Origin of the sequence: Micromonospora sp. TSRI0369, from assembly GCF_001905625.1 — a bacterium.
GTDB classification, from domain to species: domain Bacteria; phylum Actinomycetota; class Actinomycetes; order Mycobacteriales; family Micromonosporaceae; genus Micromonospora; species Micromonospora echinospora_A.
Genome location: NZ_LIVU01000005.1, coordinates 302860 through 324964 on the forward strand (window position 1 = coordinate 302860; position 22105 = coordinate 324964).

The 22105-nt window shown below is 72.7% G+C and carries 21 protein-coding genes; 10 read left to right on the forward strand and 11 right to left on the reverse strand.

Annotated features, from left to right (window positions below; translation table 11 throughout):
- Window positions 1–94 precede the first annotated feature (94 nt).
- From AMK25_RS18655 to AMK25_RS18680, 6 genes are all read right to left on the reverse strand, one after another.
- A complete protein-coding gene (locus tag AMK25_RS18655) occupies window positions 95–2965 on the reverse strand; it encodes a discoidin domain-containing protein (protein WP_073829631.1) in 2871 nt (956 codons plus the stop codon).
- A gap of 149 nt (window positions 2966–3114) precedes the next feature.
- Complete coding sequence (locus tag AMK25_RS18660; RefSeq protein WP_073829632.1) at window positions 3115–4740, reverse strand: glycoside hydrolase family 13 protein; 1626 nt, start codon at window positions 4738–4740, stop codon at window positions 3115–3117.
- A 74-nt stretch (window positions 4741–4814) separates the two neighbouring features.
- Window positions 4815–5702, reverse strand: a complete 888-nt coding sequence (locus AMK25_RS18665; protein ID WP_073829633.1) for a carbohydrate ABC transporter permease — start codon at window positions 5700–5702, stop codon at window positions 4815–4817.
- A 3-nt stretch (window positions 5703–5705) separates the two neighbouring features.
- The gene (locus tag AMK25_RS18670) at window positions 5706–6662 is read right to left on the reverse strand and encodes a carbohydrate ABC transporter permease (protein WP_073829634.1); all 957 of its coding nucleotides are present in this window, start codon (window positions 6660–6662) and stop codon (window positions 5706–5708) included.
- Between the two features lie 60 nt (window positions 6663–6722).
- Window positions 6723–8099 (reverse strand): ABC transporter substrate-binding protein, encoded by a 1377-nt coding sequence (locus AMK25_RS18675; RefSeq protein ID WP_073829635.1) that lies wholly within the window; start codon window positions 8097–8099, stop codon window positions 6723–6725.
- A 434-nt stretch (window positions 8100–8533) separates the two neighbouring features.
- Window positions 8534–9535 carry a LacI family DNA-binding transcriptional regulator gene (locus AMK25_RS18680; protein WP_073829636.1) on the reverse strand — a complete coding sequence of 334 codons (1002 nt, stop codon included), beginning with the start codon at window positions 9533–9535 and terminating at the stop codon, window positions 8534–8536.
- 199 nt (window positions 9536–9734) lie between these two features.
- On the opposite strand from AMK25_RS18680, the gene AMK25_RS18685 reads away from it, so the two are divergent.
- Complete coding sequence (locus tag AMK25_RS18685; protein WP_073829637.1) at window positions 9735–11726, forward strand: glycosyl hydrolase family 28-related protein; 1992 nt, start codon at window positions 9735–9737, stop codon at window positions 11724–11726.
- A 54-nt stretch (window positions 11727–11780) separates the two neighbouring features.
- On the opposite strand, the gene AMK25_RS18690 is transcribed toward AMK25_RS18685, so the two are convergent.
- The 4 genes from AMK25_RS18690 to AMK25_RS18705 all read right to left on the reverse strand — a co-directional run bounded on the left by AMK25_RS18690 (window position 11781) and on the right by AMK25_RS18705 (window position 15313).
- The gene (locus AMK25_RS18690; RefSeq protein ID WP_073829638.1) at window positions 11781–12590 is read right to left on the reverse strand and encodes a SigB/SigF/SigG family RNA polymerase sigma factor; all 810 of its coding nucleotides are present in this window, start codon (window positions 12588–12590) and stop codon (window positions 11781–11783) included.
- Between the two features lie 142 nt (window positions 12591–12732).
- Window positions 12733–13296 (reverse strand): GerMN domain-containing protein, encoded by a 564-nt coding sequence (locus AMK25_RS18695; RefSeq protein ID WP_073829639.1) that lies wholly within the window; start codon window positions 13294–13296, stop codon window positions 12733–12735.
- Window positions 13293–14642 carry a HAMP domain-containing sensor histidine kinase gene (locus AMK25_RS18700; protein WP_073829640.1) on the reverse strand — a complete coding sequence of 450 codons (1350 nt, stop codon included), beginning with the start codon at window positions 14640–14642 and terminating at the stop codon, window positions 13293–13295. Before AMK25_RS18700 ends, AMK25_RS18695 begins: the two co-directional genes overlap by 4 nt.
- Complete coding sequence (locus AMK25_RS18705) at window positions 14639–15313, reverse strand: response regulator transcription factor (protein WP_073829641.1); 675 nt, start codon at window positions 15311–15313, stop codon at window positions 14639–14641. Before AMK25_RS18705 ends, AMK25_RS18700 begins: the two co-directional genes overlap by 4 nt.
- A 150-nt stretch (window positions 15314–15463) precedes the next feature.
- On the opposite strand from AMK25_RS18705, the gene AMK25_RS18710 reads away from it, so the two are divergent.
- From AMK25_RS18710 to AMK25_RS18730, 5 genes are all read left to right on the forward strand, one after another.
- A complete protein-coding gene (locus AMK25_RS18710) occupies window positions 15464–15829 on the forward strand; it encodes an STAS domain-containing protein (protein ID WP_073829642.1) in 366 nt (121 codons plus the stop codon).
- 9 nt (window positions 15830–15838) lie between these two features.
- Window positions 15839–16150, forward strand: a complete 312-nt coding sequence (locus AMK25_RS18715) for a hypothetical protein (RefSeq protein ID WP_073829643.1) — start codon at window positions 15839–15841, stop codon at window positions 16148–16150.
- Complete coding sequence (locus AMK25_RS18720) at window positions 16147–16683, forward strand: STAS domain-containing protein (protein ID WP_073829644.1); 537 nt, start codon at window positions 16147–16149, stop codon at window positions 16681–16683. Before AMK25_RS18715 ends, AMK25_RS18720 begins: the two co-directional genes overlap by 4 nt.
- 22 nt (window positions 16684–16705) lie before the next feature.
- Window positions 16706–16996, forward strand: coding sequence for a BON domain-containing protein (locus AMK25_RS18725; protein ID WP_073829645.1), 291 nt, complete (start codon window positions 16706–16708; stop codon window positions 16994–16996).
- Window positions 16997–17135: 139 nt separating this feature from the next.
- Entirely contained in the window at window positions 17136–18587 is a 1452-nt protein-coding gene (locus AMK25_RS18730) for a cellulase family glycosylhydrolase (protein ID WP_073829646.1), read from the forward strand.
- A 44-nt stretch (window positions 18588–18631) separates the two neighbouring features.
- Here AMK25_RS18730 and AMK25_RS18735 read toward each other — a convergent pair whose 3' ends face one another.
- Window positions 18632–19534, reverse strand: a complete 903-nt coding sequence (locus tag AMK25_RS18735; protein WP_073829647.1) for an AurF N-oxygenase family protein — start codon at window positions 19532–19534, stop codon at window positions 18632–18634.
- A gap of 49 nt (window positions 19535–19583) precedes the next feature.
- Between AMK25_RS18735 and AMK25_RS18740 the strand changes: the two genes are divergently transcribed.
- From AMK25_RS18740 to AMK25_RS18755, 4 genes are all read left to right on the forward strand, one after another.
- Complete coding sequence (locus AMK25_RS18740) at window positions 19584–20300, forward strand: TetR family transcriptional regulator (RefSeq protein ID WP_073829648.1); 717 nt, start codon at window positions 19584–19586, stop codon at window positions 20298–20300.
- Window positions 20297–20566: a DUF4873 domain-containing protein gene (locus tag AMK25_RS18745; RefSeq protein ID WP_073829649.1), complete on the forward strand. Its 270-nt coding sequence runs from the start codon at window positions 20297–20299 to the stop codon at window positions 20564–20566. Before AMK25_RS18740 ends, AMK25_RS18745 begins: the two co-directional genes overlap by 4 nt.
- Window positions 20567–20582: 16 nt before the next feature.
- Window positions 20583–21221, forward strand: coding sequence for a YdcF family protein (locus tag AMK25_RS18750; protein WP_073829650.1), 639 nt, complete (start codon window positions 20583–20585; stop codon window positions 21219–21221).
- An 83-nt stretch (window positions 21222–21304) separates the two neighbouring features.
- A complete protein-coding gene (locus tag AMK25_RS18755; RefSeq protein ID WP_083664759.1) occupies window positions 21305–22096 on the forward strand; it encodes a glycosyltransferase family 2 protein in 792 nt (263 codons plus the stop codon).
- Window positions 22097–22105 lie beyond the last annotated feature (9 nt).

Below are 22105 nucleotides of genomic sequence, written 5' to 3' on the forward strand. Positions count from 1 at the left end.
ACGGACACCTTCTTCCCGGGGGAGGTGGAGAGGCGTTCGGGGGTGGGGGTGCGGTGGCGCGGCGGGGACCGGCGGTGGCCCCCGCCGCGCCGGGTCAGGAGGCGTACACCTCGAACTCGGACAGCTGGCCGGCCGGCCAGCCGGTGTTGCCGGTGAAGGTCAGCCGCACGAAGCGGCGGTCACCGGCGGGCAGCGCGATCGACACGCTGTTGCCGCCCGCCGGGTCGAACGTGTAGCCCGCCGCCGCCTTGAGCGTCGAGAACGACGAGCCGTCGGTGGAGCCGAGCACGGACACGGTCTGGGTACGGGTCTGCCAGGCCGCCGACGGCGGCAGCTTCAGCACCACCCGGGCCACCGGCCGGGCGCTGCCCAGGTCGACCGTCACCGACTGCGGGAAGGCGTTGTTGGCGCTCTCCCAGTAGGTGTTGACGTTGCCGTCGACGGTGTTTGCGGCGCCGTACACGTCGGCGTGGCTGGTCTCCGCGACCGGCCGGCCCGCCGCGAGGTTGCCGGTGGGCGGTGCGGTGGTGGGTGGCGGAGTCGTGGTGGGCGGCGGTGTGGTGGTGCCGCCGCCGTACACCTCCAGCTCGGCGAGCTGGCCCGCCGGCCAGCCGGTGTTGCCGGTGACGGTGACCCGGACGAACCGCCGGTCGCCCGACGGCAGCGCGATCGGCACGCTGTTGCCGGCCGCCGGGTCGAAGACGCGCCCCGCCGACCCGGCCAGCGTGGTGTAGGAGGAGCCGTCGGTCGAGCCGAGCACGGACAGCGTCTGGGTACGCCGTTCCCAGCCGGGCGGGAGCTTCAGCACCACCCGGTCGACGGTGCGGGACGCGCCGAGGTCGACGGTGAGCGACTGCGGGAACGCGTTGTTGGCGCTCTCCCAGTAGCTGGCCGGGTTGCCGTCGACGGCGTTGCCGGCGGCGTACGTCTGGGTGGTGCTGGTGGCGGTCGCCGGCCGGCCCAGGGCCAGGTTCCCGCCGGCCGGCGGCGGCGTGGTCGGCGGCGCGGTGGTCGGCGGGGCCGTCGTCGGCGCTGCCGTGGTCGGCGCCGGGCTGGTGGGCGGCGGGCTGGACGGGCCGTTGCCCCACTGCGGCTGCGGCCACGGCCCGCAGTACGGGGTGGCCGTGTACCAGCCGGAGTTGCCGGTGCCCTGGGTGATCTGGAAGCCGCTGCCGACGCAGTTGTGGATCGGGTTGGACTGCGCGATGCCGGTGGCCCGCACGTTCGTGAACCGGACCTGGCTGGGCGCCTGCACCTGGAGCGCGTACGTGCCCGCGCCGTCGATGCGGACGTTGTCGAACGAGATGCCGCTGGTCTGGCCCTCGATCCAGTGCAGCGCCGCGTACGAGCTGTCCAGGATGTCGGTGTCGGTCACGTTGATGGCGGCGCCCTGGATCGGCTCGTTGAGCGCGGAGAACCAGATCGCGCCGACGCCGAACTGCCAGTTGTAGTCGGAGTTGCCGTTGCGGATCAGCGTGTTGCGGGCCACCGTGATGGTGCCGGCCACGGCCGTCGGCCCGGTCACGCCCGGGTAGCGGTTCGCCACGTGGATGCCGCCGCCGTTGGTGACCGAGTCGGCGGTGACGTTGTCGGCGATGGTGATGTCCCGCCCGCCGTACGTGACCAGGTGGTTGGCCAGGATCGTCACGCCGATCGTGTTGCGGGTGAAGGAGTTGCCGACATTCGGCACGCTCTGCGCCCACATGGCCAGCGCGTCGTCGCCGGTGTTGCGGACGAACGTGTTGGTGACAGTCGAGTTGGTGACGCCCCAGTGGAAGTTCACCCCGTCGGCGGTCTGGTCGAGGATGCGGCTGTTGCGGATGGTGAAGTTGTCCATCGGGCCGTCCATCCAGGCCCCGACCTTGGTGTGCTGCAACCACAGGTTGTCCACCACCGAGTTCGTCATCGCGCCGCCGATGGCGTTGACCTGGTCCTCGTCCACCCGCTCCCGGATGTCGCCGATGATGGCGAAGTCCCGCAGCGTGACGTTGCGGCTGGGCCCACCGGCCTCGTGCGGGCGGATCTCGCCGGAGTAGCCGCCGCCCGGCACGTACTTGCCGTAGATTCCGGCGGCGCGTTTGCGGTCGGTGGGGTGCCGGCCGCCGAGCACCGAGTACCACGGGCCCGCGCCGCGCAGCGTCACGCCGTCGACCACCACGTGGTCCCAGAGCGTGAACGTGCCGGCCGGGATCCACACCGCCCGGCCCTGCGCCTTGCCGGCGTCCACGGCGGCCTGGAACTTCGCCGTCGAGTCGGTGGCGCCGGTCGGGTCGGCGCCGAAGTCGGTCACCACGTCCAGCACGCCGGACGGCTTGGTGATCTGCGCGCCGACCAGCTCGAAGTCGGCCAGGTCGATGGTGAACGTGGGTGACTGGGCGGTCGAGGAGACCTGGAGGCGGATCTTCGTGCCGGCCGGATACGTGGTGCCGAACATGGTCCGGGTCTCGTCGTAGAAGTGGTGGGGGTTGGTGTCGCCCGGGTTGTTGTTGAACGGGTAGCCGCCGTAGTACCAGCCGTACCGGGAGGTGACCGGCACCGCCTTGACCAGCGTGCCGTTGGCGCGCAGGTCGATGGTGGCGTCCCGGCCGGTGCCGGCGGCGTTGTCCGGCAGGCTGTACCGGAACGTGACAGCGTTCGCCGGGGCGGTGAGCGTGAACTCGACGTACTCGCCGACGGCGTCGAGGGTGACCGCCTCGCGGCCGGACGCCTCGGACGGCAGCGTGCCGTAGCGCCGGTCGGGGCCGATCTTCGTGCCGGTGTGGGCGGCCTGCTCGGCCTCCTGCTCCCGGAACGGCACGGTGGCGCCGCGGCCGGCGATGTCGAACGGGGACAGCCCGGCGGCGGACGCCGGGGTGGCGGTCGTGGTGAGCGCCACGACGACGAGTGTCGAGGCGGCGAGCGCGGCGGCGGCGAGGGCGGCCACGCCGGTGCTGCGGTGGCGGTGCGCGGTGCGGTGCTCGGCCATGCGGGGTGTGCTCCCTTTCGTCGGTGGCCAGATCCCCCGTGCGGCGTTGCCTCTCCTTCCTCCTCCCCAGGTGTGCGGCGCGGCGGCCGGGACGGGCCGCCGGGTGTCATCGCGGCGCCGGCGGCGGGACGGGGCCGCCGGCGCCGCCGTCAGGCCGATCGGGTACGCAGCCAGACCGCGGTGTCCGGTGGCAGCCGGTCGTCGTCGAGTGGGCCGCTGGCCAGCAGCAGCTCGTCGTACGCGGGCAGCGGCACCGCTGTGCCGCGGAGGTTGACCAGGCAGGTGAAGCCGGGCTCGCGGGCGAACGCGAGCACGCCGTCCGGTGCGGGCAGCCAGGTCAGCGTGCCGTCGCCGAGCGCGGGTTCGGCGCGGCGCAGCGCCAGCGCGGCCCGGTACAGCTCCAGCATCGAGTGCGGGTCGCCGGTCTGGGCGCGGACCGTGCGGTCCTTCCAGTCGGCCGGCTGCGGCAGCCACGGCGCGGCGGCCGCGCCATCCGGGCTGAACCCGAACGGCGGGGTGTCGCCCTGCCAGGGCAGCGGCACCCGGCAGCCGTCGCGGCCCGGGTCGACCCGCCCGGACCGCTCCCACATCGGGTCCTGCCGCAGCTCGTACGGGATGTCCTCGACCTCCCAGAGGCCCAGCTCCTCGCCCTGGTAGACGTAGGCGGCGCCGGGCAGCGCGAGGGACAGCAGCACGGCGGCGCGGGCCCGTCGGGTGCCCAGCTCCAGGTCGGTGGGGATGCCCTCGCGCTTGGCGGCGAAGCTGAACCGGGTGTCGGCGCGGCCGTACCGGGTGACGTGGCGGGTCACGTCGTGGTTGGACAGCACCCAGGTGGCCGGGGCGCCGACCGGGGCGTGCGCGCCGAGCGTGCCGTCGATGCTGTCCCGCAGCGCTGTGGCGTCCCAGGCGCAGCCGAGGAAGTCGAAGTTGAACGCGGTGTGCAGCTCGTCCGGGCGCAGGTAGTTCGCGAACCGCTGCCGGTCGGGCAGCCACACCTCGCCGACCAGCGCCCGCCCGCCCGGGTAGGAGTCGGCGATGCGCCGCCAGGCGCGGTACACGTCGTGCACGCCGTCCTGGTCGCGGAACGGGTGCGGCCGGTCCGGGTGGACCTCCGGCAGCGCGCCGTCCTTGACCAGCAGCCCAGCCGAGTCGATGCGGATGCCGTCCACACCCCTGTCGAACCAGAACCGCAGGATGTCCTCGAACTCGGCGCGTACCCGGGGGTGGTCCCAGTTGAAGTCGGGTTGCTGCGGGGCGAACAGGTGCAGGTACCAGTCGCCGGGCGTGCCGTCCGGGTCGGTGGTGCGGGTCCAGGTCGGGCCGCCGAACTCGCCGGTCCAGTCGGTGGGCGGCAGGTCACCGCCCGGTCCCCGGCCGGGGCGGAACCAGAACAGGTCCCGCTCGGGCGCGCCCGGCCCGCCGGCCAGTGCGGCCCGGAACCACTGGTGCGCGTCGGAGCAGTGGTTGGGCACCACGTCGACGATGCTGCGGATGCCGAGCGCGTGCGCCTCCGCGATCAGCGCCTCCACCTCGGCGAGCGTGCCGAAGACCGGGTCGATGTCGCGGTAGTCGGACACGTCGTAGCCGGCGTCGGCCATCGGCGACGGGTACCAGGGGCTGAACCAGATCGCGTCGACGCCGAGCGCGGCGAGGTGGTCCAGGCGGGACCGGATGCCGGCGACGTCGCCGATCCCGTCGCCGTTGCCGTCGGCGAAACTGCGCGGATAGACCTGGTAGATCACCGCGGAGCGCCACCACGGGCTGTTGTCGGCCATGGACACGGGCACCTGCTTTCTGCGGGGTCGGTACTGGGGCGGCGGGCATGCGGCGGGCTTGCGGCGGCGCCCGGTCAGCCCTTGAGGCCGCCGGTGGTCAGGCCGGACATGATGTTGCGCTGGAAGATCAGGAACAGCACGACTGTGGGAATCGCGGCGATCACCGACGCGGCGATGACCACGTTCATCGGGGTGCCGCCGGCGAAGGCGTAGATGCCGACGCTGACGGTCCGCGTCTCCGGCGACGGCATGACCAGCTTCGGCCAGAGGAAGTCCTTCCAGACCGCCGTCACCGCGAAGATCGCCACCACGCCGAGGATCGGGCGGGACATCGGCAGGACGATGGACCAGAGTGTGCGAAGCGGGGTGGCGCCGTCCATCACGGCGGCGGCCATCAGGTCCTCCGGGATCGAGTCGAAGAACCGTTTCAGCAGGAAGATGTTGAACGCGTTCGCCACCAGCGGCAGCCAGATCGCGAACGGCGAGTCGAGCAGGTTGACGTGCACGATCGGCAGGTCGATCACCGTGACGTACTGCGGGACGATCAGCACCATCGCCGGGATCATCAGCGTCGCCAGCATCATGCCGAGGATCAGCTTGCCCAGCACCGGACGCAGCTTCGACAGCGCGTACGCCGCGGCGGTGTCGAACACGAGCTGGAACAGCACCGCGCCGGTGGCGTAGTAGAACGTGTTGAACAGCAGCTTCGCCAGGTCCAGGTTGGTCCAGGCGTCCACGTAGTTGCCCGGCTGCGGGTCGCGCGGGAACAGCGTCGGCGGGGTCTGGGCGATCTCCTGGCCGGACTTCAGCGCGCCGGTGACCATCCAGTACAGCGGGCCGAGGAAGACCAGCGTGAACCCGGCCACGACCACGGAGAGCACGGCCCAGTAGAGGACGCGGCCGCGACCGCGCCGCAGCTGGGCGTGGGAGATGAGGGTACGGGTGGTGCTGTCGGCGGCCATGTCCTAGTCCTGTCTCGCGGTCAGTCGCAGGTAGACGGCGGAGAACCCGGCCAGCACCACCAGCATGATCACGCCGAGCGCGGCGGCGCCGTTGAGGTCGTTCTGGAAGAACCCGTGCTGGTAGATCAGGTACGCCACCGAGGTCGCCGAGTCCTGCGTACCGGCGCCGTTGGCGAGGATCAGCGGCTCGATGAACAGCTGCATGGTGGCCACGATCTGGAGCATCGCCAGCAGCGCAAGGATCAGCCGGGTCTGCGGCACTGTGACGTGCCGGATGCGCCGCCACACCCCGGCGCCGTCGATCTCGGCGGCCTCGTACAGCTCGCCGGGGATGTTTTGCAACGCGGCCAGGTAGATCAGCACGGCGCCGCCCATGTTCATCCAGGTCGACGCGATCACCATGGCGGGCATCGTCATCGCCTGCGACTGCATCCACTCCGACGTGGGCAGTCCCAGCGCGGTGAGGATCGCGTTGAACAGCCCCGCCTCGCTCGGGTCGTAGGCGTAGAACTTGAACAGGAACAGCGCTGAGGCCGGCGGCAGCATCACCGGCAGGTAGACCAGCACCCGCAGGTAGCCCTTGGCGTGGCGCAGCTCGTTGAGCAGGATCGCCACGAAGAACGGCACCAGGTAGCCGAGCACCAGCGCCAGGCCGGTGAAGACGAACGTGTTCTTCCAGGCGGTCCAGAAGCTCGGATCGGCGATGATCCGGCTGTAGTTGTCCCAGCCGACCCAGGTGGTCTCGCCCCGGCGGGTGCGCTGGAAGCTCATCACGACGCCGCGCACCATCGGGTACCAGGAGAAGACGGCGAAGCACACGACAGCGCCGATGAGGAACGTGTGCCCGGTGAGGTTGTCCCGCACCTTGCGGCCGAGGCCGGCGCGGCGTCGGGAGATACGCGACGGCGGCGCGACGGGGCGGGTACGGCGGGTGGCGCCGGGGACGGTGGTGAGCGCCAAGGCGACTCCTGCGGTGCTCGGGGAGGTGGGGCCGGTGCGCCGGCCCCACCTCCGGTCGGGTCAGCTGCCGGCGGCCAGCAGCTGGTTGACCTTGTCCTCGGCGGTCTTGAGCAGCGCGTCGATGTTCGCGTTCGGGTTGGTCAGCACCCCGGACATCGCCGCGTCGAGCACCGCGTAGATGGCCTGGGCGTTACGCGGCTCGCCCTTGATCGGCACCGGGTTCGCCTCGAAGACCGCGAAGTTCGTGGTGTCCACGTTCGCGTTGGCCTTGCGCAGCTCCAGTTCCTGCTTCTGCGCGTCGCTGCCGTTCGCGAACAGCAGCGGCTGGGGCAGGCCGACCGGGTAGTTCTGCGGCTTGGCGCGCACGTAGTCGAACTGGCCCTTGCCGGGGGTGAGCTTCTGGTAGGCGAGCCACTTCAGACCGGCCTTCACCTGCTCGGGGCTCAGGCCCTTCTTGAAGAAGTAGCCCTCGCCGCCGCCGAGCGTGGCCTTGGCCTGCCCGTCCTGGCCGGGCAGCGGGCCCATCGCCCAGTCCTGGTACTTGCCCTGGAACTGGCTGACGATCGCCTGGGTAGCGTCCGGCGCGCCGATGAACATGCCGACCTTGCCGGCGCCGGCGTTGGTGAGCAGGTCACCCCACTGGAGCAGCTGCCGGGCGCCCATGCTGTTGTCGCCGTACCGCATGTCCTTGAGGTTCTGCAGGACCTGCTTGCCCATCGCGTTGTTGAAGTCGGCCTTCTTGCCGTCGGCGCTGAGCACCTGGCCGCCCTGCGAGTAGAGCAGCGAGGTGAAGTGCCAGCCGCCGGTGTTGCCGGCGCTGTACTCGGCGTACCCGGCGATGCCGTCGCCGAGCGCGGAGATCTTCTTGGCCGCGGCCCGCACCTCCGGCCAGGTCTTCGGCGGGTTGTCGACGTCGAGCCCGGCGCGCTGGAACAGCGCCTTGTTGTAGATCAGGCCCATCGAGTAGTTCTTCACCGGTACGGCGTAGAGCTTGCCGCCGTCGGTGAAGACCTCCTTGAGCGCCGGGTCGACGCTGTCCCAGGTGGGGATGGTGTCCTTGGTGGCGTACTGGCCGATGTCCATCGCCTGGCCGGAGTCCAGCACCTGCTGCAGGTCGGTCATGTAGCCGTAGAACACGTCGGTGACGGTGCCGCCGGCGAGGCGGGCGGTGAAGTCCGGCGGGTTGTTGCACTGCTCGCCGACGCTGACGCTCTTGACGACGATGTCCGGGTTCTGCCGCTGGAACTCGGCGACGTCGTCGTTCCAGTTCTTCAGCAGCTCCTTCTGCGCGCCGACCGGCTGACAGTCGACGGTGATGGTGACCTTGCCGCCGGCGTCGCTGCTGTCGTCGCTCTTGGTGGAGCACGCCGCAAGGCTGAGCCCGAGGCCGGTCGCGAGCGCGAGCGCCGCGACCTTCCGATACTGCGGTACGGACATCTGTCCATCCCTTCGGGAACGGGTGTATCCATGGCCTTCACTGATGTGCGGTGACCGCGCGGCTGCCTCTGGTGGTGGAACGGCAGCCGGCACGCGCCCTGCCTCCGGAAACCGCGCCCCGGGTCAGGTGTGAGTGGAGTCACTGTAGCGACGCGAACCGGAGCCAGCAAGATGCGAACTATCCAATGCAAGAACTGAACTTGCCGACGGAAGTCCGGAGGCGGCCGTGGGAGCGCGGCCATCCGGCCCCCTGGACGCGGAACCACCCTGACCAGACGCGGTCGCCGCCAGCAGATCGACGGATGCGGCGGGGTGGGGCTCCACGAGGGACGGGACACCGGAGAGGTCGAGGGCCGCCGGCGCCGGGGCGGCAGTGTCGGGCACCGCCCGACGGGGCTTAGCCGGCCGAGATGGGTGAGTGAGTAGGCCCGGGGTCAGCGGCGGGGGGCGGGGGCGGTGGAGCCGCGTACCACCAGCTCGGGCTCGAACAGCAGCTCGTCGTGCAGCACCCCGGCGCCCTCGATCTGGGTGACCAGCAGGTCCACAGCGGCCTGCCCCATGGTCTCGATCGGCTGCCGCACGGTGGTCAGCGGCGGGTCGGTGCAGGTCATGAACGCCGAGTCGTCGAAGCCGACCACCGAGACGTCGGCCGGCACCGCGCAGCCCAGGCGCCGGGCGGCCCGGATGGTGCCCAGCGCGAGCACGTCGCTGGCGCAGACGATGCCTGTCACGCCGCGCTCGATCAGCTTCGTGGCGGCGACCCGCGCCCCCTCCATCGAGAAGCTCGACCGCTCGACGAGGGAGCGGTCGTCTCCCCAGCCGGCGGCCCGGACCATCGCGTCGAGCTTGCGGCGCGAGGGCACGTGGTCGGCCGGGCCGAGCACCAGGCCGATCCGGTCGTGGCCGAGCGAGCGCAGGTGTCCGTACGCCTGCTCGACGGCGACCGCGTCGTCGGTGGACACGCGCGGGAAGCCCAGCTCCTCGACGCCGGCGTTGACCAGCACCACCGGCAGGCCCCGGTCGGTGAGGCGCCGGTAGTGCTCGTGCGAGGCGTCGGCGAGCGCGTACGAGCCGCCGGCGAAGATGACGCCGCTTACCTGGTGGTCGAGCAGCATCTCCACGTACCCGGACTCGGGCACGCCGCCGATGGTGCGGGCGCACAGCGCCGGGGTGAAGCCGCGCTGGGCGAGGGATCCGGTGACCACCTCGGCCAGCGCCGGGAAGATCGGGTTCTGCAACTCCGGAAGCACCAGGCCGACCAGGCGGGCGCGTTCGCCGCGCAGCTTGCTCGGGCGCTCGTAGCCGAGCACGTCGAGGGCGGTCAGCACGGCGGTCCGGGTCGCCTCGGACACGCCGCCGCGGCCGTTCAGTACGCGGCTCACGGTGGCCTCGCTGACACCCGCCTTGCGGGCGACCTCGGTCAGGCGCTTCGTCACGGCGGCAATCGTACGTCGGATTCTTGCAAGAAATGAACAACCGTACGGGTCACTTCTTGCCGCCGAGGGCGGCAACCTGTCCGAAAGATGAGAGCAGATTGATGCTTGAAAGAGAACAGATAGCGGGAATAACATGAGGACCCTTGTCGATGGCCTGCGCCGCCGAGGCCACCCGTCCCCCGAGAAAGTGGGTGCTCCGATGTCGCGGAGCGTGCCGAGGATCCTCGCGGCGGCGCTGGTCACCGCCACCCTGCTCGTCCCGCCCGGCGCCGCCGCGGCGGGCCCCCCGCGCGGACCGGCCCCGGTGGTGACGCGCGCCGGGCTCGACCCCGCGCTCGTGGCCGGTCGCGGCGCCACAGTGGACTACGTCGAGCAGGAGGCCGAGCACGGCCGGACCACCGGCGTCGTGATCGGGCCGGACCGGTCGGCGTACACACTCGCAGGTGAGGCGTCCGGCCGCCGGGCCGTGCGCCTGCTGCCCGGCCAGTACGTCGAACTCACGCTCCCCCGGCCCACGAACGCGCTCACCGTGCGCTACAGCATCCCGGACGCGCCGGGCGGCGGCGGCATCACCGCGCCGCTGCGGATCACCGTCGGGCGCGCGCCCGCCCGCACCATGACGCTGACCTCGCAGTACGCCTGGCTCTACAACCAATACCCGTTCACCAACGACCCCGGCGCCGACCTGCTGCACCCGGACTGGTGGATCACCGAGTGCTCCTGCGTCCCGGCGGCCACCACGCCCGCGCCGGTGATCACCAAGCCGTTCCGGCCGCACCACTTCTACGACGAGCAGCGGATGCTGCTCGGCCGTACCCATCGGGCCGGTGAGGTGGTCCGGTTGACCGCGCCGCGCGGCACCGCCTGGACGGTGATCGACCTGGTGGACGCGCACCTGGTCGCGCCGCCCCGCGTGGTCCCCCGCGCGGTCGACGCGCTGTCCTTCGGCGCCGACCCGACCGGCCGGCGGGAGTCCGCCGACGCGTTCGACCGGGCCGTCGCGTACGCGCGGCGGGTGGACCGCCCGCTCTACCTGCCGCCCGGCACCTACCAGGTCAACCGGCACATCGTCGTCAACGACGTGACGATCGCCGGGGCGGGCAGCTGGTACACGATCGTGCGGGGACGTGAGGTCGCGCTGGACACGCCCGCGCCCGACGGCTCCCGGCACACGGGCGTCGGCTTCTACGGCCGCGACGCCGTCGACGGCGGCAGCCGCGACGTGCACCTGTCCGGTTTCGCGATCGAGGGCGACGTCCGCGAGCGGATCGACACCGACCAGGTCAACGCCGTCGGCGGGGCGCTCAGCCACAGCACGATCGACGGCCTCTACCTGCACCACACGAAGGTCGGCATGTGGTTCGACGGGCCGATGACCGGGCTGCGGGTCACGAACACCGTGATCGCGGACCAGATCGCGGACGGGTTGAACTTCCACACCGGCGTCACCCGCTCCTCGGTGACGAACTCGGTGGTCCGCAACAGCGGCGACGACGCGCTGGCGATGTGGTCGGAGGGGACGGCGAACGCGTCGAACACGTTCGCGTACAACACTGTGCAGTCGCCGGTGCTCGCCAACGGCATCGCGCTGTACGGCGGCGCGGACCTGACCGTCGCGCACAACCTGATCGCCGATCCGGTCCGCGAGGGCAGCGCGATCCAGGTCGGTGCCCGGTTCGGGGCGGAGCCGTTCACCGGCCGCCTGCGGATCACCGGCAACACCACGGTGCGGGCCGGCACGTACGACCTGAACTGGAACATCGGTCTCGGCGCGATCTGGTTCTACGCGCTGGACCGCAGCATCGACGCGGACATCCTGGTCAGCGGCGACGCGTACCTGGACAGCACCTACAACGCGATCATGCTGGTCAGCGACTGGCCCGTGAAGGACCGGGTCCGCATCGACAACGTCCGCTTCCACGACATCCGGGTCGACGGCGCCGGGACGTCGGTGGTCAGCGCGCGCACGGCCGGCGGGGCGAGCTTCGCCGATGTCGACGCCCGCAACGTGGGCGCGGTCGGCGTGAACAACTGCGGTTCGTTCCACTTCACCCCGGCCGGGTCGGAGTTCACTCTGACCGACCTCGGCGGCAACGACGGCGGCTGGCTGGCCCCGTGGCTGCTGCCGAACACCATCACGTGCGACGACCGCCCGCCGGTGGTGCCGCCACCACCGCCTTCGCCCTGGTGACGGACGACGCGACCCCCGCCGGCACGGGCCGGCGGGGGTCGCGGTGCGTGTGGCTCAGGCCTCGGTGAGCTGGCCGCGCAGCTTGGTCAGGGCGCGGGCGAGCAGCCGGGACACGTGCATCTGGGAGACGCCGACCCGGGCGGCGATCTCGCTCTGGGTCAGGTTGCCGTAGAAGCGCAGCGTGAGGATCTTCTGCTCGCGCTCGTCGAGCGTGGCCAGCGCCGGGCCCAGGGAGGCGCGCAGGTCGGCCAGCTCGTACTCGTTGTCCTCGGCGCCGAGGGTGTCGCCCAGCTCGGTGGCGCTGTCGCCGTCGCCGATCGGGGTGGACAGCGACACCGCGTTGTAGGCGCGGGCACCTTCCAGACCTTCGAGCACCTCTTCCTCGGTGACGTCGAGGTGGGCGGCGATGTCGGCGACGGTCGGGGCCCGGTTGAGCGTCTGGGTCAGCGTGCTGTTCGCCTCGGAGATGCGCAGGCGCAGCTCCTGGAGGCGGCGCGGAACCCGGATGTTCCAGGTGCGGTCGCGGAAGTGCCGCTTGATCTCGCCGAGGATGGTCGGGATGGCGAACCCGGCGAAGTCGACGCCGCGCGAGGCGTCGAACCGGTCCACCGCCTTGATCAGGCCCAGCGCCGCGGTCTGCGCCAGGTCACCGGCCGGCTCGCCGCGCCCGCTGTAGCGGGCGGCCAGGTGGTTCGCCAGCGGCAGCCACGCCTCGATGACCTGGTTGCGCAGGGCGGCCCGCTGCGGGTGGTCGGCGGGCAGCGCGGCGAGCGCCGCGATCAGCTCGCTGGCACGGGACTCCTCACCGGTCTGCGGCGCGCGCTGCACCTCGGTCGCGGTCGATGCCATGGTCATCGTGGTCATGCTGCCCTTCCTGTCCTCGGAGAACGGGTGGCCTCCCACACCGGTCGTGCCAGCCACACTAGACCAAAGGTCATGGCCAAATCAACCGAACGGACGATGGAGATTTAGTCTCATATCCGGACATTGAGGCGAGCAACGGCGATCAGCGCGGCATCAACGGCCGATAGTCGGCAGCGGTGAGCGGCAACACCGAGAGGCTTCCGTCCGCGCGCGGCACCTCGAGCGGCTGCCCGCCCCGGCGGAACGCGACGCTGTACACGTCCGGCCGCTGCGTGAGGCTGCACACGATCTGCCCGAAGGCAAGCACCTCGTCGTTGCGGCCGGTCTCCTCCCCGGCCTGGCGCACGTCGACTGTCGCCACGGTGCCGGCCAGTGTGGCCCCGGCCACCGCCACCGTGCCCGGCAGCGCCGTGGACAACCCCTGACGGCGCTCCCCGGGGCCGGGCCCGGCCAGCAGGTGCTGCAGGTGCGTGTCCACCCCGGGCAGCCAGTCCACCCGGCGGTTCACTACGACCAGCCCGTCGTCGCGGACGAAGCAGAACGGCTCGTCCACCCGCCCGTCCCCGTCGGCGGTCGAGGACACCGCCGGCGTCGGGAAGGCCCCGGGCGGCGTCTGCACGAGGCGGGGCTCGTCGTCCACCGGCACCCCGCAGCCGGCGAGCAGCGCCACGGCGAGCAGGCCGGGCAGGAGCCGCCGTCGGCTCACCGGAGCGCTCCGGGCAACTCGACCCGGAAGCGGGCGCCGGGCCCGCGGTCCAGCACCCGCGCCGACCCGCCGTGCGCGTCGGCGTGCTGCGCCACCAGGGCGAGGCCGAGACCGGTGCCGTCGGTGCCGGCCCGGTCGTGCGCCGCCCGGCCCCGCACGAACCGGTCGAAGATGATCTCCCGGTCGCCCGGCGGCACTCCGGGTCCGTCGTCGTCGACCTCCAGCACGCCCACGCCGTCGCGCCCGCCCAGGCGTACGGCGACCGGACCGCCGCCGTAGCGCTCGGCGTTCTCCACCAGGTTCAGCAGCGTCTGCGCGAACCGGCGCCGGTCGATCCACCACTCGCGCGGGACGCCGTCGGCCACCTGCACCAGGCTCTCCGGCAGCGACCGCTCCCGGCAGGTGGCCCGGGCCAGCTCGACCACGTCGACGGTCTCGCGGTGGGCGGGCTGCTCGGTGCGGGCCAACTGGATCAGGTCGTCGACCAGCCGCTGGAACCGGGTCACCTCGTCGGCCACCAGGCCGGCGGCGGTCGCGGTGCGTTCGTCCTGGTGCTCGCGGCGGCGGTGCAGCACGCTCGCCGCCGCGGCCAGCGTCTGCAGCGGCGAGCGCAGCTCGTGGCTCACGTCGGCGGCGAAGCGGCGGTCCCGGTCGATGCGCTGCACCAGCTTGTCGACCATCTCGTTGAACGAGCTGGACAGGCGGGTGAGGTCCGGATCGGTGGTCGGGTCGAGCCGGGTGGCGAAGTCGCCGCCCGCGATCCGTTCCGCCGCGTCGGCGACCGCCGTCAGTGGCCGCAGGCTGTGCCGGGTGGCGTACCAGCCGAGCGCCGCGCCGGCCCCGGCGACCATGATCGCCACGGCGATCAGCGCCAGTCCCACCACCTGGAAGGTCTCCTCCACCTCCCGCAGCGAGGTCAGCTCGTAGTAGCCGAGCGCGCCGGGCAGCGGCACGCCGACCAGCAGCGCGGGCTGCCCGTCGAGGCGGATCCGCTGTACCGCGGGCTTGCCGTCGGCGACCATACGCTGCAACTCCACCGGCACCGAGCTGGCGCCCACGTCGGCGGTGCGGGCGTACCAGCCGTCGGGCAGGTGCAGCAGCGGCCGGCGGGCGCTGCCGGTGTCGAGCGAGCGCAGCACCGCCACCACGTCCGGGGTGCCGGTGTCCAGCCCGGAGCGGACCACCGCCGCGTCGTAGTAGGCGGCCCGTACCGCGGTGCGCTCGCGCTCGTCGAGCAGCGAGCGCCGGGTCAGGTCGTACGAGAAGAGGGCCATCAGCGCGGACAGCAGCAGCGCGCCGACGGCGAACGCCGCGGTGACGCGGGCGCGCAGTCCGGGACGGGTCATCGCTGCAGCTTGTAGCCGAGGCCGCGGAGGGTGACCAGGTGGCGGGGGTTCGCCGGGTCCGACTCGATCTTCTGCCGCAGCCGGCCGACGTGCACGTCGACGAGCCGCTCGTCGCCGGTCTCGTAGCCCCAGACCCGGCTGAGCAGCTGCTGGCGGGACAGCACCCGGCCGGCGTGCTCGGCCAGCTCGCAGAGCAGCCGGAACTCGGTCCGGGTGACCGGCACCGGCCGTCCGGAGCGGCGCACCTCGCCGGCCTCGGCGCTGATCTCCAGATCGCCGAAGAACTGGGCGGGCGCGGGCCCGGACACGGTGCGTACCCTCCGGCGCAGCGCCCGCAGCCGGGCGGACAGCTCCTTGATCGCGACCGGCTTCACCACGTAGTCGTCGGCGCCGGCCTCCAGCGCGGCGACGATGTCGTGGGTGTCGTCGCGGGCGCTGATCACCACGACCGGCACGTCGTCGTCGCGGCGCAGTTGACGGATGCAGTCGAACCCGTTCATGCCGGGCAGCATCAGGTCGACGAGCACGTAGTCCGCCGGCTTCTCCCGCTGCCGTCGCAGCCCGTCCTCCGCGGTCGGGGCGCCGTACGCCTCGTAGCCCTCCTCCTCCAGGGCGAGCTGCAGCGCGAGCCGGATGCGGTCGTCGTCCTCGATCACCAGTACGGCCGTCATATGGGCATCATGACCGGCGGGCCACGGGTCGCCCAATCGCGTAGGCCGTTCGTGGTTTTTGTCATCGAACCGTCATACAACCGTCCGGCGACCTCCAAGATCGCTGCGCAGAGTGGGGATCGACACTGATCCCACCACGGAAGCGACCTGATGCCCGCAACCTCGCCGTCCCCGCCGGAGTCCGCCGTGCCGCACGTGCGGGTGGACATCACCGACGAGCTGGACCTCGCCGGGCTGCCCGAGGTCGCGCACGTGCTGGACCGCATCCTCGCGCTCCGTCCCCGCGAGCTGACGATCGATCTCGCCGAGTGCCGACATGTGGACGCCGCCGCGGTCGCGCTGCTGCTGGACGTGCACCGGCGGCTGGCGCGGCAGGACGGCGTGCTCACGCTGAGCAACCCGCACCCACGGATCCGGCGCATCCTGCAGACCTCCGGGCTGGGCGCCGTACCCGTCGTCGACACGCCCCGTCCGGCCGCGCGCGGCCGGGCCCGGGTCGCGTCCGCACCCCGCTGAGGAGGGGCCGTGACCGGAAGCACGCTTGTCGGAGCGCTCGTGGTGGGCCTCGCCGTCGGCGGCGTGGGCCGTCTCGTCGTGCCGGGACGCAAGGCCGTCCCGGTCTGGCTGACGCTGGCGCTCGGCGTGGCCGCCGCGCTGCTCGGCGCGATCGTGGTCGGCCTGGTGGACCGCCGTCCCGACACCTCGCCGCTGCTGTCCCTGATGACGCAGACCGCGTTCGCCGCCGTGGCGGTCGTGCTGGCCGTGGTGGCGGCGGGCCGCACGGAGACCGACGGGCAGGCGCCCGATCCGGGCGCCCGACGGAAGGAGGAGGTGTGACAGTCGTCCCCGCGGACCACCTGATGATGCTCATCTGCGACGGCTGCGGCGACAGCGTCACCGGCGCGGGCGCCACGTTGCCCGACGCCGAGGTGGTGTGGACGCTCGTGTTCGAGCACGACTGGGTCGGCTCGCCCTTCGCGGCCGGCCCGCACCACTGCCCCCGGTGCAGCGTCCGGGCCACAGTCGCCGAGGACGGCCTCGGCACGGAGGACCTGGAGCAGGTGGGCGGCGCCCCGGCCGTCGCCGACGTCGACCCCGCCGAGGCGGTACGCCGCGCGCTCGCGGAGCGCTCCGTACGCGGCGACCGCGAGCTGGTCGACCTGTCCGCGCTCGAGGTGATCGACTCGGCCGGTCTCGGCCTGCTGGTGCGCGCGCACCAGGACGCCCGGCGCGACGGTCGCCGGCTGTGCCTGCTGTCGCCGTCGCGCTTCGTGCTCACCGTGCTGCACACCATGCGGCTCGACGGCGTCTTCACAGTCGTCGACGGCCGCGTCCCGGCGCCGCGATCCGCGTCCGGCGCGCGGTCATGACCGAACAGAAGGAGCCCTCCCCGTGGTGATGCCCTGGCCGTACCCCGAGTTCCCGTACACCGGCCGCGGACCCGAGCCCGACGACGCGGACAGCCGGCTCGCCTCCCTCGTCGCCCAGCGGCTCAGCGCCGACTGGACCACCCGGCGGCAGCAGATCACCGTCACCGTGCAGAACCGCGTGGTGATCCTCGCCGGCCTGGTGGCCGACCCGGAGACCCGCCTGGTCGCCGCCGAGCTGGCCTGGGACGTGCCGGGCGTGTTCGACGTCTGCAACGCGCTGCGGCTCTACGGCGGGCGGCGCGGCGGCCGCTGAGCCGCGGCGGTTGCACGCATCGGCGTCCGCCTCTACGCTCGGCCGTGGGAGCGCTCCCCCAGGTCGCCGCGTCGGACTTTCCGGGCAGGTTCACGACGGGCATCGTCCGATCACCATCCACCAGATGGGACCTTCCCGCATGTTCTCAATCCCCTGGCCGTCGCGACGGCACCTGCTCGTCGGCGGCGCGGTCGGCGCGCTCGCCCTGGCGGCGACGGCCGTCCTGCCGTCGGCGAACGCGATGGCCGCGACCGGCTGTGCCGTCACCTACACCACCAACTCGTGGCCCGGCGGTTTCACCGCCACCGTCGCGGTGAAGAACCTCGGCGACCCGGTGAGCAACTGGACGCTGGGCTTCACCTTCCCCGACGGGGGCCAGCGCGTGGTGCAGGGCTGGTCGGCCACCTGGCAGCAGAGCGGCTCCTCGGTCACCGCGCGCAGCGCCGACTACAACGGCGCGCTCGGCACCGGCGCGAGCACCACAGTGGGCTTCAACGGCTCCTGGACCGGGTCGAACCCGAGCCCCACCTCGTTCACGCTCAACGGCACGGTCTGCACCGGCGGCACCTCCACGCCGCCGCCGAGCACCCCGCCGCCCAGCACGCCCCCGCCGCCGACCACTCCCCCGCCCACGACGCCGCCGCCGACCGGCACCACCCCGGTCGCGATCAACGGCCAGCTCCAGGTCTGCGGGGTCAACCTCTGCAACCAGTACGGACGGCCGATCCAGCTGCGCGGCATGAGCACCCACGGCCTGCAGTGGTTCGCCAACTGCTACACCGACACCTCGCTCAACGTGCTGGCCGACGAGTGGCAGTCGGACCTGCTGCGCATCTCGATGTACGTGCAGGAGCAGGGCTACGAGACCAACCCGGCCGCCTTCACCGCCCAGGTGAACACGCTCGTGGACAAGGCCGAGGCCCGCGGCATGTACGCGCTCATCGACTTCCACACGCTGACTCCCGGTGACCCGATGTACAACCTGGACCGGGCCAAGACGTTCTTCGCCAACGTGTCGGCGCGCAACGCGGCCAAGAAGAACGTGATCTACGAGATCACCAACGAGCCCAACGGGGTCAGCTGGTCGACCATCCGCAACTACGCCGAGCAGGTCATCCCGGTGATCCGGGCCAACGACCCGGACGCGGTGGTCATCGTCGGCACCCGCGGCTGGTCCTCGCTGGGCGTGTCCGACGGCAGCAACTCCGACGAGATCGTGAACAACCCGGTGCGGGCGCAGAACATCATGTACACGTTCCACTTCTACGCCGCCTCGCACCAGGACAACTACCGCAACGAGGTGCAGCGGGCCGCCTCCCGGCTGCCGCTGTTCGTCACCGAGTTCGGCACCGTCACCTACACCGGCGACGGCGCAGTCGACACCGCCAGCAGCAACGCCTGGCTCGACCTGCTCGACCGTCTGAAGATCAGCTACGCCAACTGGACGTTCTCCGACGCCCCCGAGGGCTCAGCCGCGCTGCGGCCGGGCACGTGCGCGTCCGGCTCGTTCAGCGGGACGTCGGTGCTGACGCAGTCCGGCGCGTACATGCGCGACCGCATCCGTACCCCCGACAACTTCCCGACCTCCTGACCGGGCGACCGGCGGCGATCCTTTCCCCTTCGGGTCGCCGCCGGTCAGCCCTCGATCAGCCCGGCCCGGCGCCACAGCAGCCGGCCCGGCCCGTCCACCAGGCCCAGCTCGGTCAGGTGGTCGGCGATCCGCTGTGCCGACCAGCGCAGCGTGGCCCGCCAGTGCGGGTTGGCCCGCGCCGCGGCGTGACCGGCCGCCGGGTCGATCCCGACCGCCGCGTACGCCCGGGGGTGCACCAGCCGCCGCGTGATCGAGTACGCGGCCCGCCCGATCACCAGCCGCGCGTACGCGAGCGCGACCGGCCCGGACGCCTCCACCTGCCGGGCCAGCTCGTCGCGGGCGAAGCGCACGTGCCGGGCCTCCTCGACCACGTGGATGCGGGACACCATCCGGATCAGCGGCTGCAGCGACTCGTCGGCCATGATCTCGCGCTGGAACGCGTCGAGGATCTCCTCGGCGATGAGGATGGCCGCGTACATCTGCGGGCCGGTCGCCGTGGCCTTGAGCCAGCGCCCGAGCAGGTGGTCGACGGGCTCGGCGCGGTAGACGGGCGCGCCGGTGGCCTCGATGAGCCGGCCGAACATGATGGAGTGCCGGCACTCGTCGGCGACCTCGGTGAGCGCGTACTGGGCGTGCCGGCTGGTCGGATCCGCGTCGTAGTACTGCCGGATCAGCATCTGCATCAGGATCGTCTCGAACCAGATCCCGGCGCTGGCCGCGCTGGCGACCTCGTGCTTGGTCAGCTCGATCCGCTGCTCCTCGCTCATCGCCTCCCACAGGGGCGTGCCGTAGAGGCTGCTGCGCCGCGGCGGCATCCAGTACGCGCCGGGCGCGGGCGGCGCCGCCCAGTCGATGTCCACCATGGGGTCGTAGCTGGTGCGCACGGAGGCGGTGAGGAGGCGATCGGCGACCGCCTCGCGCGGGAATCCGGCAGTCGTCCGCTCCATGTCCCCTCCACAGTTGACGTAACTTCCAGTAACTGTTACGAGTGGTAGCATGCGACGCACCACCACCGATGTCAATGGCCCCCACGCCCCCCGCGAGCCGTCCCCGCCCCGCTCCGGCGGGCGGCGTGACCGCTGGGCCGAGCACCGCGAACAGCGCCGCCAGGAGCTGATCGCCGCCGCCGTGCAGGCGCTGCTGCGGCACGGCCCGAGCGTCGACATGGACCAGGTCGCGGCCACCGCCGGGGTCAGCAAACCGGTGCTCTACCGCTACTTCGCCGACAAGGCGCAGCTCTGGCTGGCGGTCAGCGAGGTGGTCGCCGAGCGCGTGGTGGCCGCTGTGGCGCCCGCCGTGGAGCAGGTCCGCGAGGAGCGGGCGCTGGTCGAGGCGACAATCGACGCGTACCTGAGCGTGGTGGAGTTCGAACCCTCGCTCTACCGGTTCCTGGTGCACGAGTCCGGGCACCCCGGCATCCAGCAGGTGGTCACCGGCACCAGCCGGCAGGTCGCCACCGGACTGGCCCGGGTCATCGGCGACCGGCTGCGCGCGCTCGGCCTCGACGCCGGGCCGGCCGAGCCGTGGGCGTACGGACTGGTCGGGTTCGTGCAGGCGGTCGGCGACTGGTGGACCACGCACGGGCAGCCGATCCACCGGTCCGCGCTCACCGAGTACCTGACCACGCTGCTGTGGAGCGGCATCGAGGGGGTACGGCGCGGCGCGGACCTGCCGCCGGAGCTGACCCGCGCGCACGAACGGATCGACAGGTGACCTGGCAGGGCCCGGCCGAGGTGGCCGGCACCGCGGTGCGGCTGCACGCCGGCGGCCGGTGGGAGCCGGTCGACGGGCGCTACCACTGGGCCGGGCGGGTCGAGCCGGAGCCACGCCTGGTGCGGCTGCTGCGCTCCGGCCGCCGAGACGTGGAGGTCCGCATCGGCGAGCGGGTCACCCGGGCCCGGCTGACCGAGGTGGACCCGTGGGGCGGGGTACGCATCACCGGCGTCGGTACGCCGCCCTGGCCGCCGGAGGAGGAGTGACACGTACCGTGAGGGGATGAGGCCGACCGCCACCGTCCTGCTGGTCTTCGGGCGCGGCGTGGTGGCCGGCGACGACGGCTACCGGCTCACCGCCGAGAGCGTCGCGCGCACCGAGGCCGCCGTGGCGTACGTCCGGGCGCACGCCGAGGAGTTCCGCCGCACGCCCGGAGCGCGGGTGGTGTTCACCGGCGGCTGGCCGCACGGCCCGGGCGGCGCGCCCGGCCCGCCGCCCGGATTCCGCGAGGGCGAGCTGATGCGGGCGCTGGCCCGCGACGCCGGCCTCGACGCGTACGCCCGGTCGGCGGCCGAGACCCGGTCCCGCACCACGCTGCAGAACCTGGCGCACACGGTGCAGGACGGGCTGCTCGGCGCGGCCGAGTTCACCGCGCGGCGCCCGCTCGGGCTGGTCACGCACCCGTGGCACCTGCCCCGCGTCCGGCTGCTCGCCGCGCGCGTGCTCGGCCTGTCCGGCCCGGCGCTGGCCGACGTGCCGGTGACCGCGCCCGACCCGGTGCCGGCCCGGCGCGAGCGGGCCGTCCGGGCGCTCAGCCGGCTCGGCTATCTCGGCGTGCGTACCCCGGAGGCGTCGCTGCGCCGCGAACGCGCGCTGACCCGCGCGGCCGACCGGATCGGACGCCTCACGCCCGGCCGGTGATTCGCCGCCGCGCGCCGGGGGTACGACGCTCCCCGATCGACCCGGCGGAGCGTGCCGGCGGGCGAGGAAACCGGGGAGGTTCCGTGATCGTGCTCGTGCCGGTGTACCGACCGGGTGACCGGCTTCCGCCGCTGGTCACCGACCTGCGGGCCGCGCTGCCCGGGGCACGGGTGCTGGTCGTGGACGACGGCAGCGGCCCGGCCGCCGCCGGGGTGCTCGGCGCGGCCCGCGACCGGGGCGCGGAGGTGCTGCGCCGCCGGGTCAACCGGGGCAAGGGCGTGGTGCTGCGCACCGGCTTCCGGTACGCCGCAGCGAAGCACCCGGGACACGACGTGGTCTGTGTGGACGCCGACGGTCAGCATCGCGTGGAGGACGTGTGCCGGGTGGCCGAGCGGATGCGCGCCACCGGAGCGACGACGCTCGGCGTCCGCCTCTTCGACGGCGAGGTGCCGGCGCGCAGCCGGTTCGGCAACGCCGCGACCCGGGTAGCGTTCCGGCTGGCGACCGGGCGCGACGTGCGGGACACCCAGACCGGCCTGCGGGCGTACCCGGCCGGGTTGCTGGACTGGCTGGTCACCGTCCCCGGCGACCGCTTCGAGTACGAGATGGACGTGCTGCTGCGCGCGGTGGGCGCCGGGCTGCCGGTCGAACAGGTGGACATCGCCACCCGCTACCACGCGGACAACGCGGGTTCGCACTTCTCCGCGCTCGCCGACTCGGTGCGGATCTACCGCCCGCTGGTCGGCTTCGCCGCGGCCCGGCTGGCCGGCCGCGCCCACCCGGGGCGGGTCCCGCACGCCGTCCGGCGCCGGTCGGCCGCGCCCGCCCCGATCGGCGTGGACGCGGCCGGATGGCGGCATCACCCGGACCGGTGATGCCGCCAC

What these genes read in the sequence shown, in the direction of transcription:
- AMK25_RS18685 (WP_073829637.1), top strand. Translation starts at nt 9,735, where the DNA reads ATGTCGCGGAGCGTGCCGAGGATCCTCGCGGCGGCGCTGGTCACCGCC.
- AMK25_RS18750 (WP_073829650.1), top strand. Translation starts at nt 20,583, where the DNA reads ATGAGGCCGACCGCCACCGTCCTGCTGGTCTTCGGGCGCGGCGTGGTG.
- AMK25_RS18665 (WP_073829633.1), bottom strand. Translation starts at nt 5,702, where the DNA reads ATGGCCGCCGACAGCACCACCCGTACCCTCATCTCCCACGCCCAGCTG.
- AMK25_RS18730 (WP_073829646.1), top strand. Translation starts at nt 17,136, where the DNA reads ATGTTCTCAATCCCCTGGCCGTCGCGACGGCACCTGCTCGTCGGCGGC.
- AMK25_RS18735 (WP_073829647.1), bottom strand. Translation starts at nt 19,534, where the DNA reads ATGGAGCGGACGACTGCCGGATTCCCGCGCGAGGCGGTCGCCGATCGC.
- AMK25_RS18655 (WP_073829631.1), bottom strand. Translation starts at nt 2,965, where the DNA reads ATGGCCGAGCACCGCACCGCGCACCGCCACCGCAGCACCGGCGTGGCC.
- AMK25_RS18690 (WP_073829638.1), bottom strand. Translation starts at nt 12,590, where the DNA reads ATGACCACGATGACCATGGCATCGACCGCGACCGAGGTGCAGCGCGCG.
- AMK25_RS18740 (WP_073829648.1), top strand. Translation starts at nt 19,584, where the DNA reads ATGCGACGCACCACCACCGATGTCAATGGCCCCCACGCCCCCCGCGAG.
- AMK25_RS18705 (WP_073829641.1), bottom strand. Translation starts at nt 15,313, where the DNA reads ATGACGGCCGTACTGGTGATCGAGGACGACGACCGCATCCGGCTCGCG.
- AMK25_RS18700 (WP_073829640.1), bottom strand. Translation starts at nt 14,642, where the DNA reads ATGACCCGTCCCGGACTGCGCGCCCGCGTCACCGCGGCGTTCGCCGTC.
- AMK25_RS18710 (WP_073829642.1), top strand. Translation starts at nt 15,464, where the DNA reads ATGCCCGCAACCTCGCCGTCCCCGCCGGAGTCCGCCGTGCCGCACGTG.
- AMK25_RS18675 (WP_073829635.1), bottom strand. Translation starts at nt 8,099, where the DNA reads ATGTCCGTACCGCAGTATCGGAAGGTCGCGGCGCTCGCGCTCGCGACC.
- AMK25_RS18660 (WP_073829632.1), bottom strand. Translation starts at nt 4,740, where the DNA reads ATGGCCGACAACAGCCCGTGGTGGCGCTCCGCGGTGATCTACCAGGTC.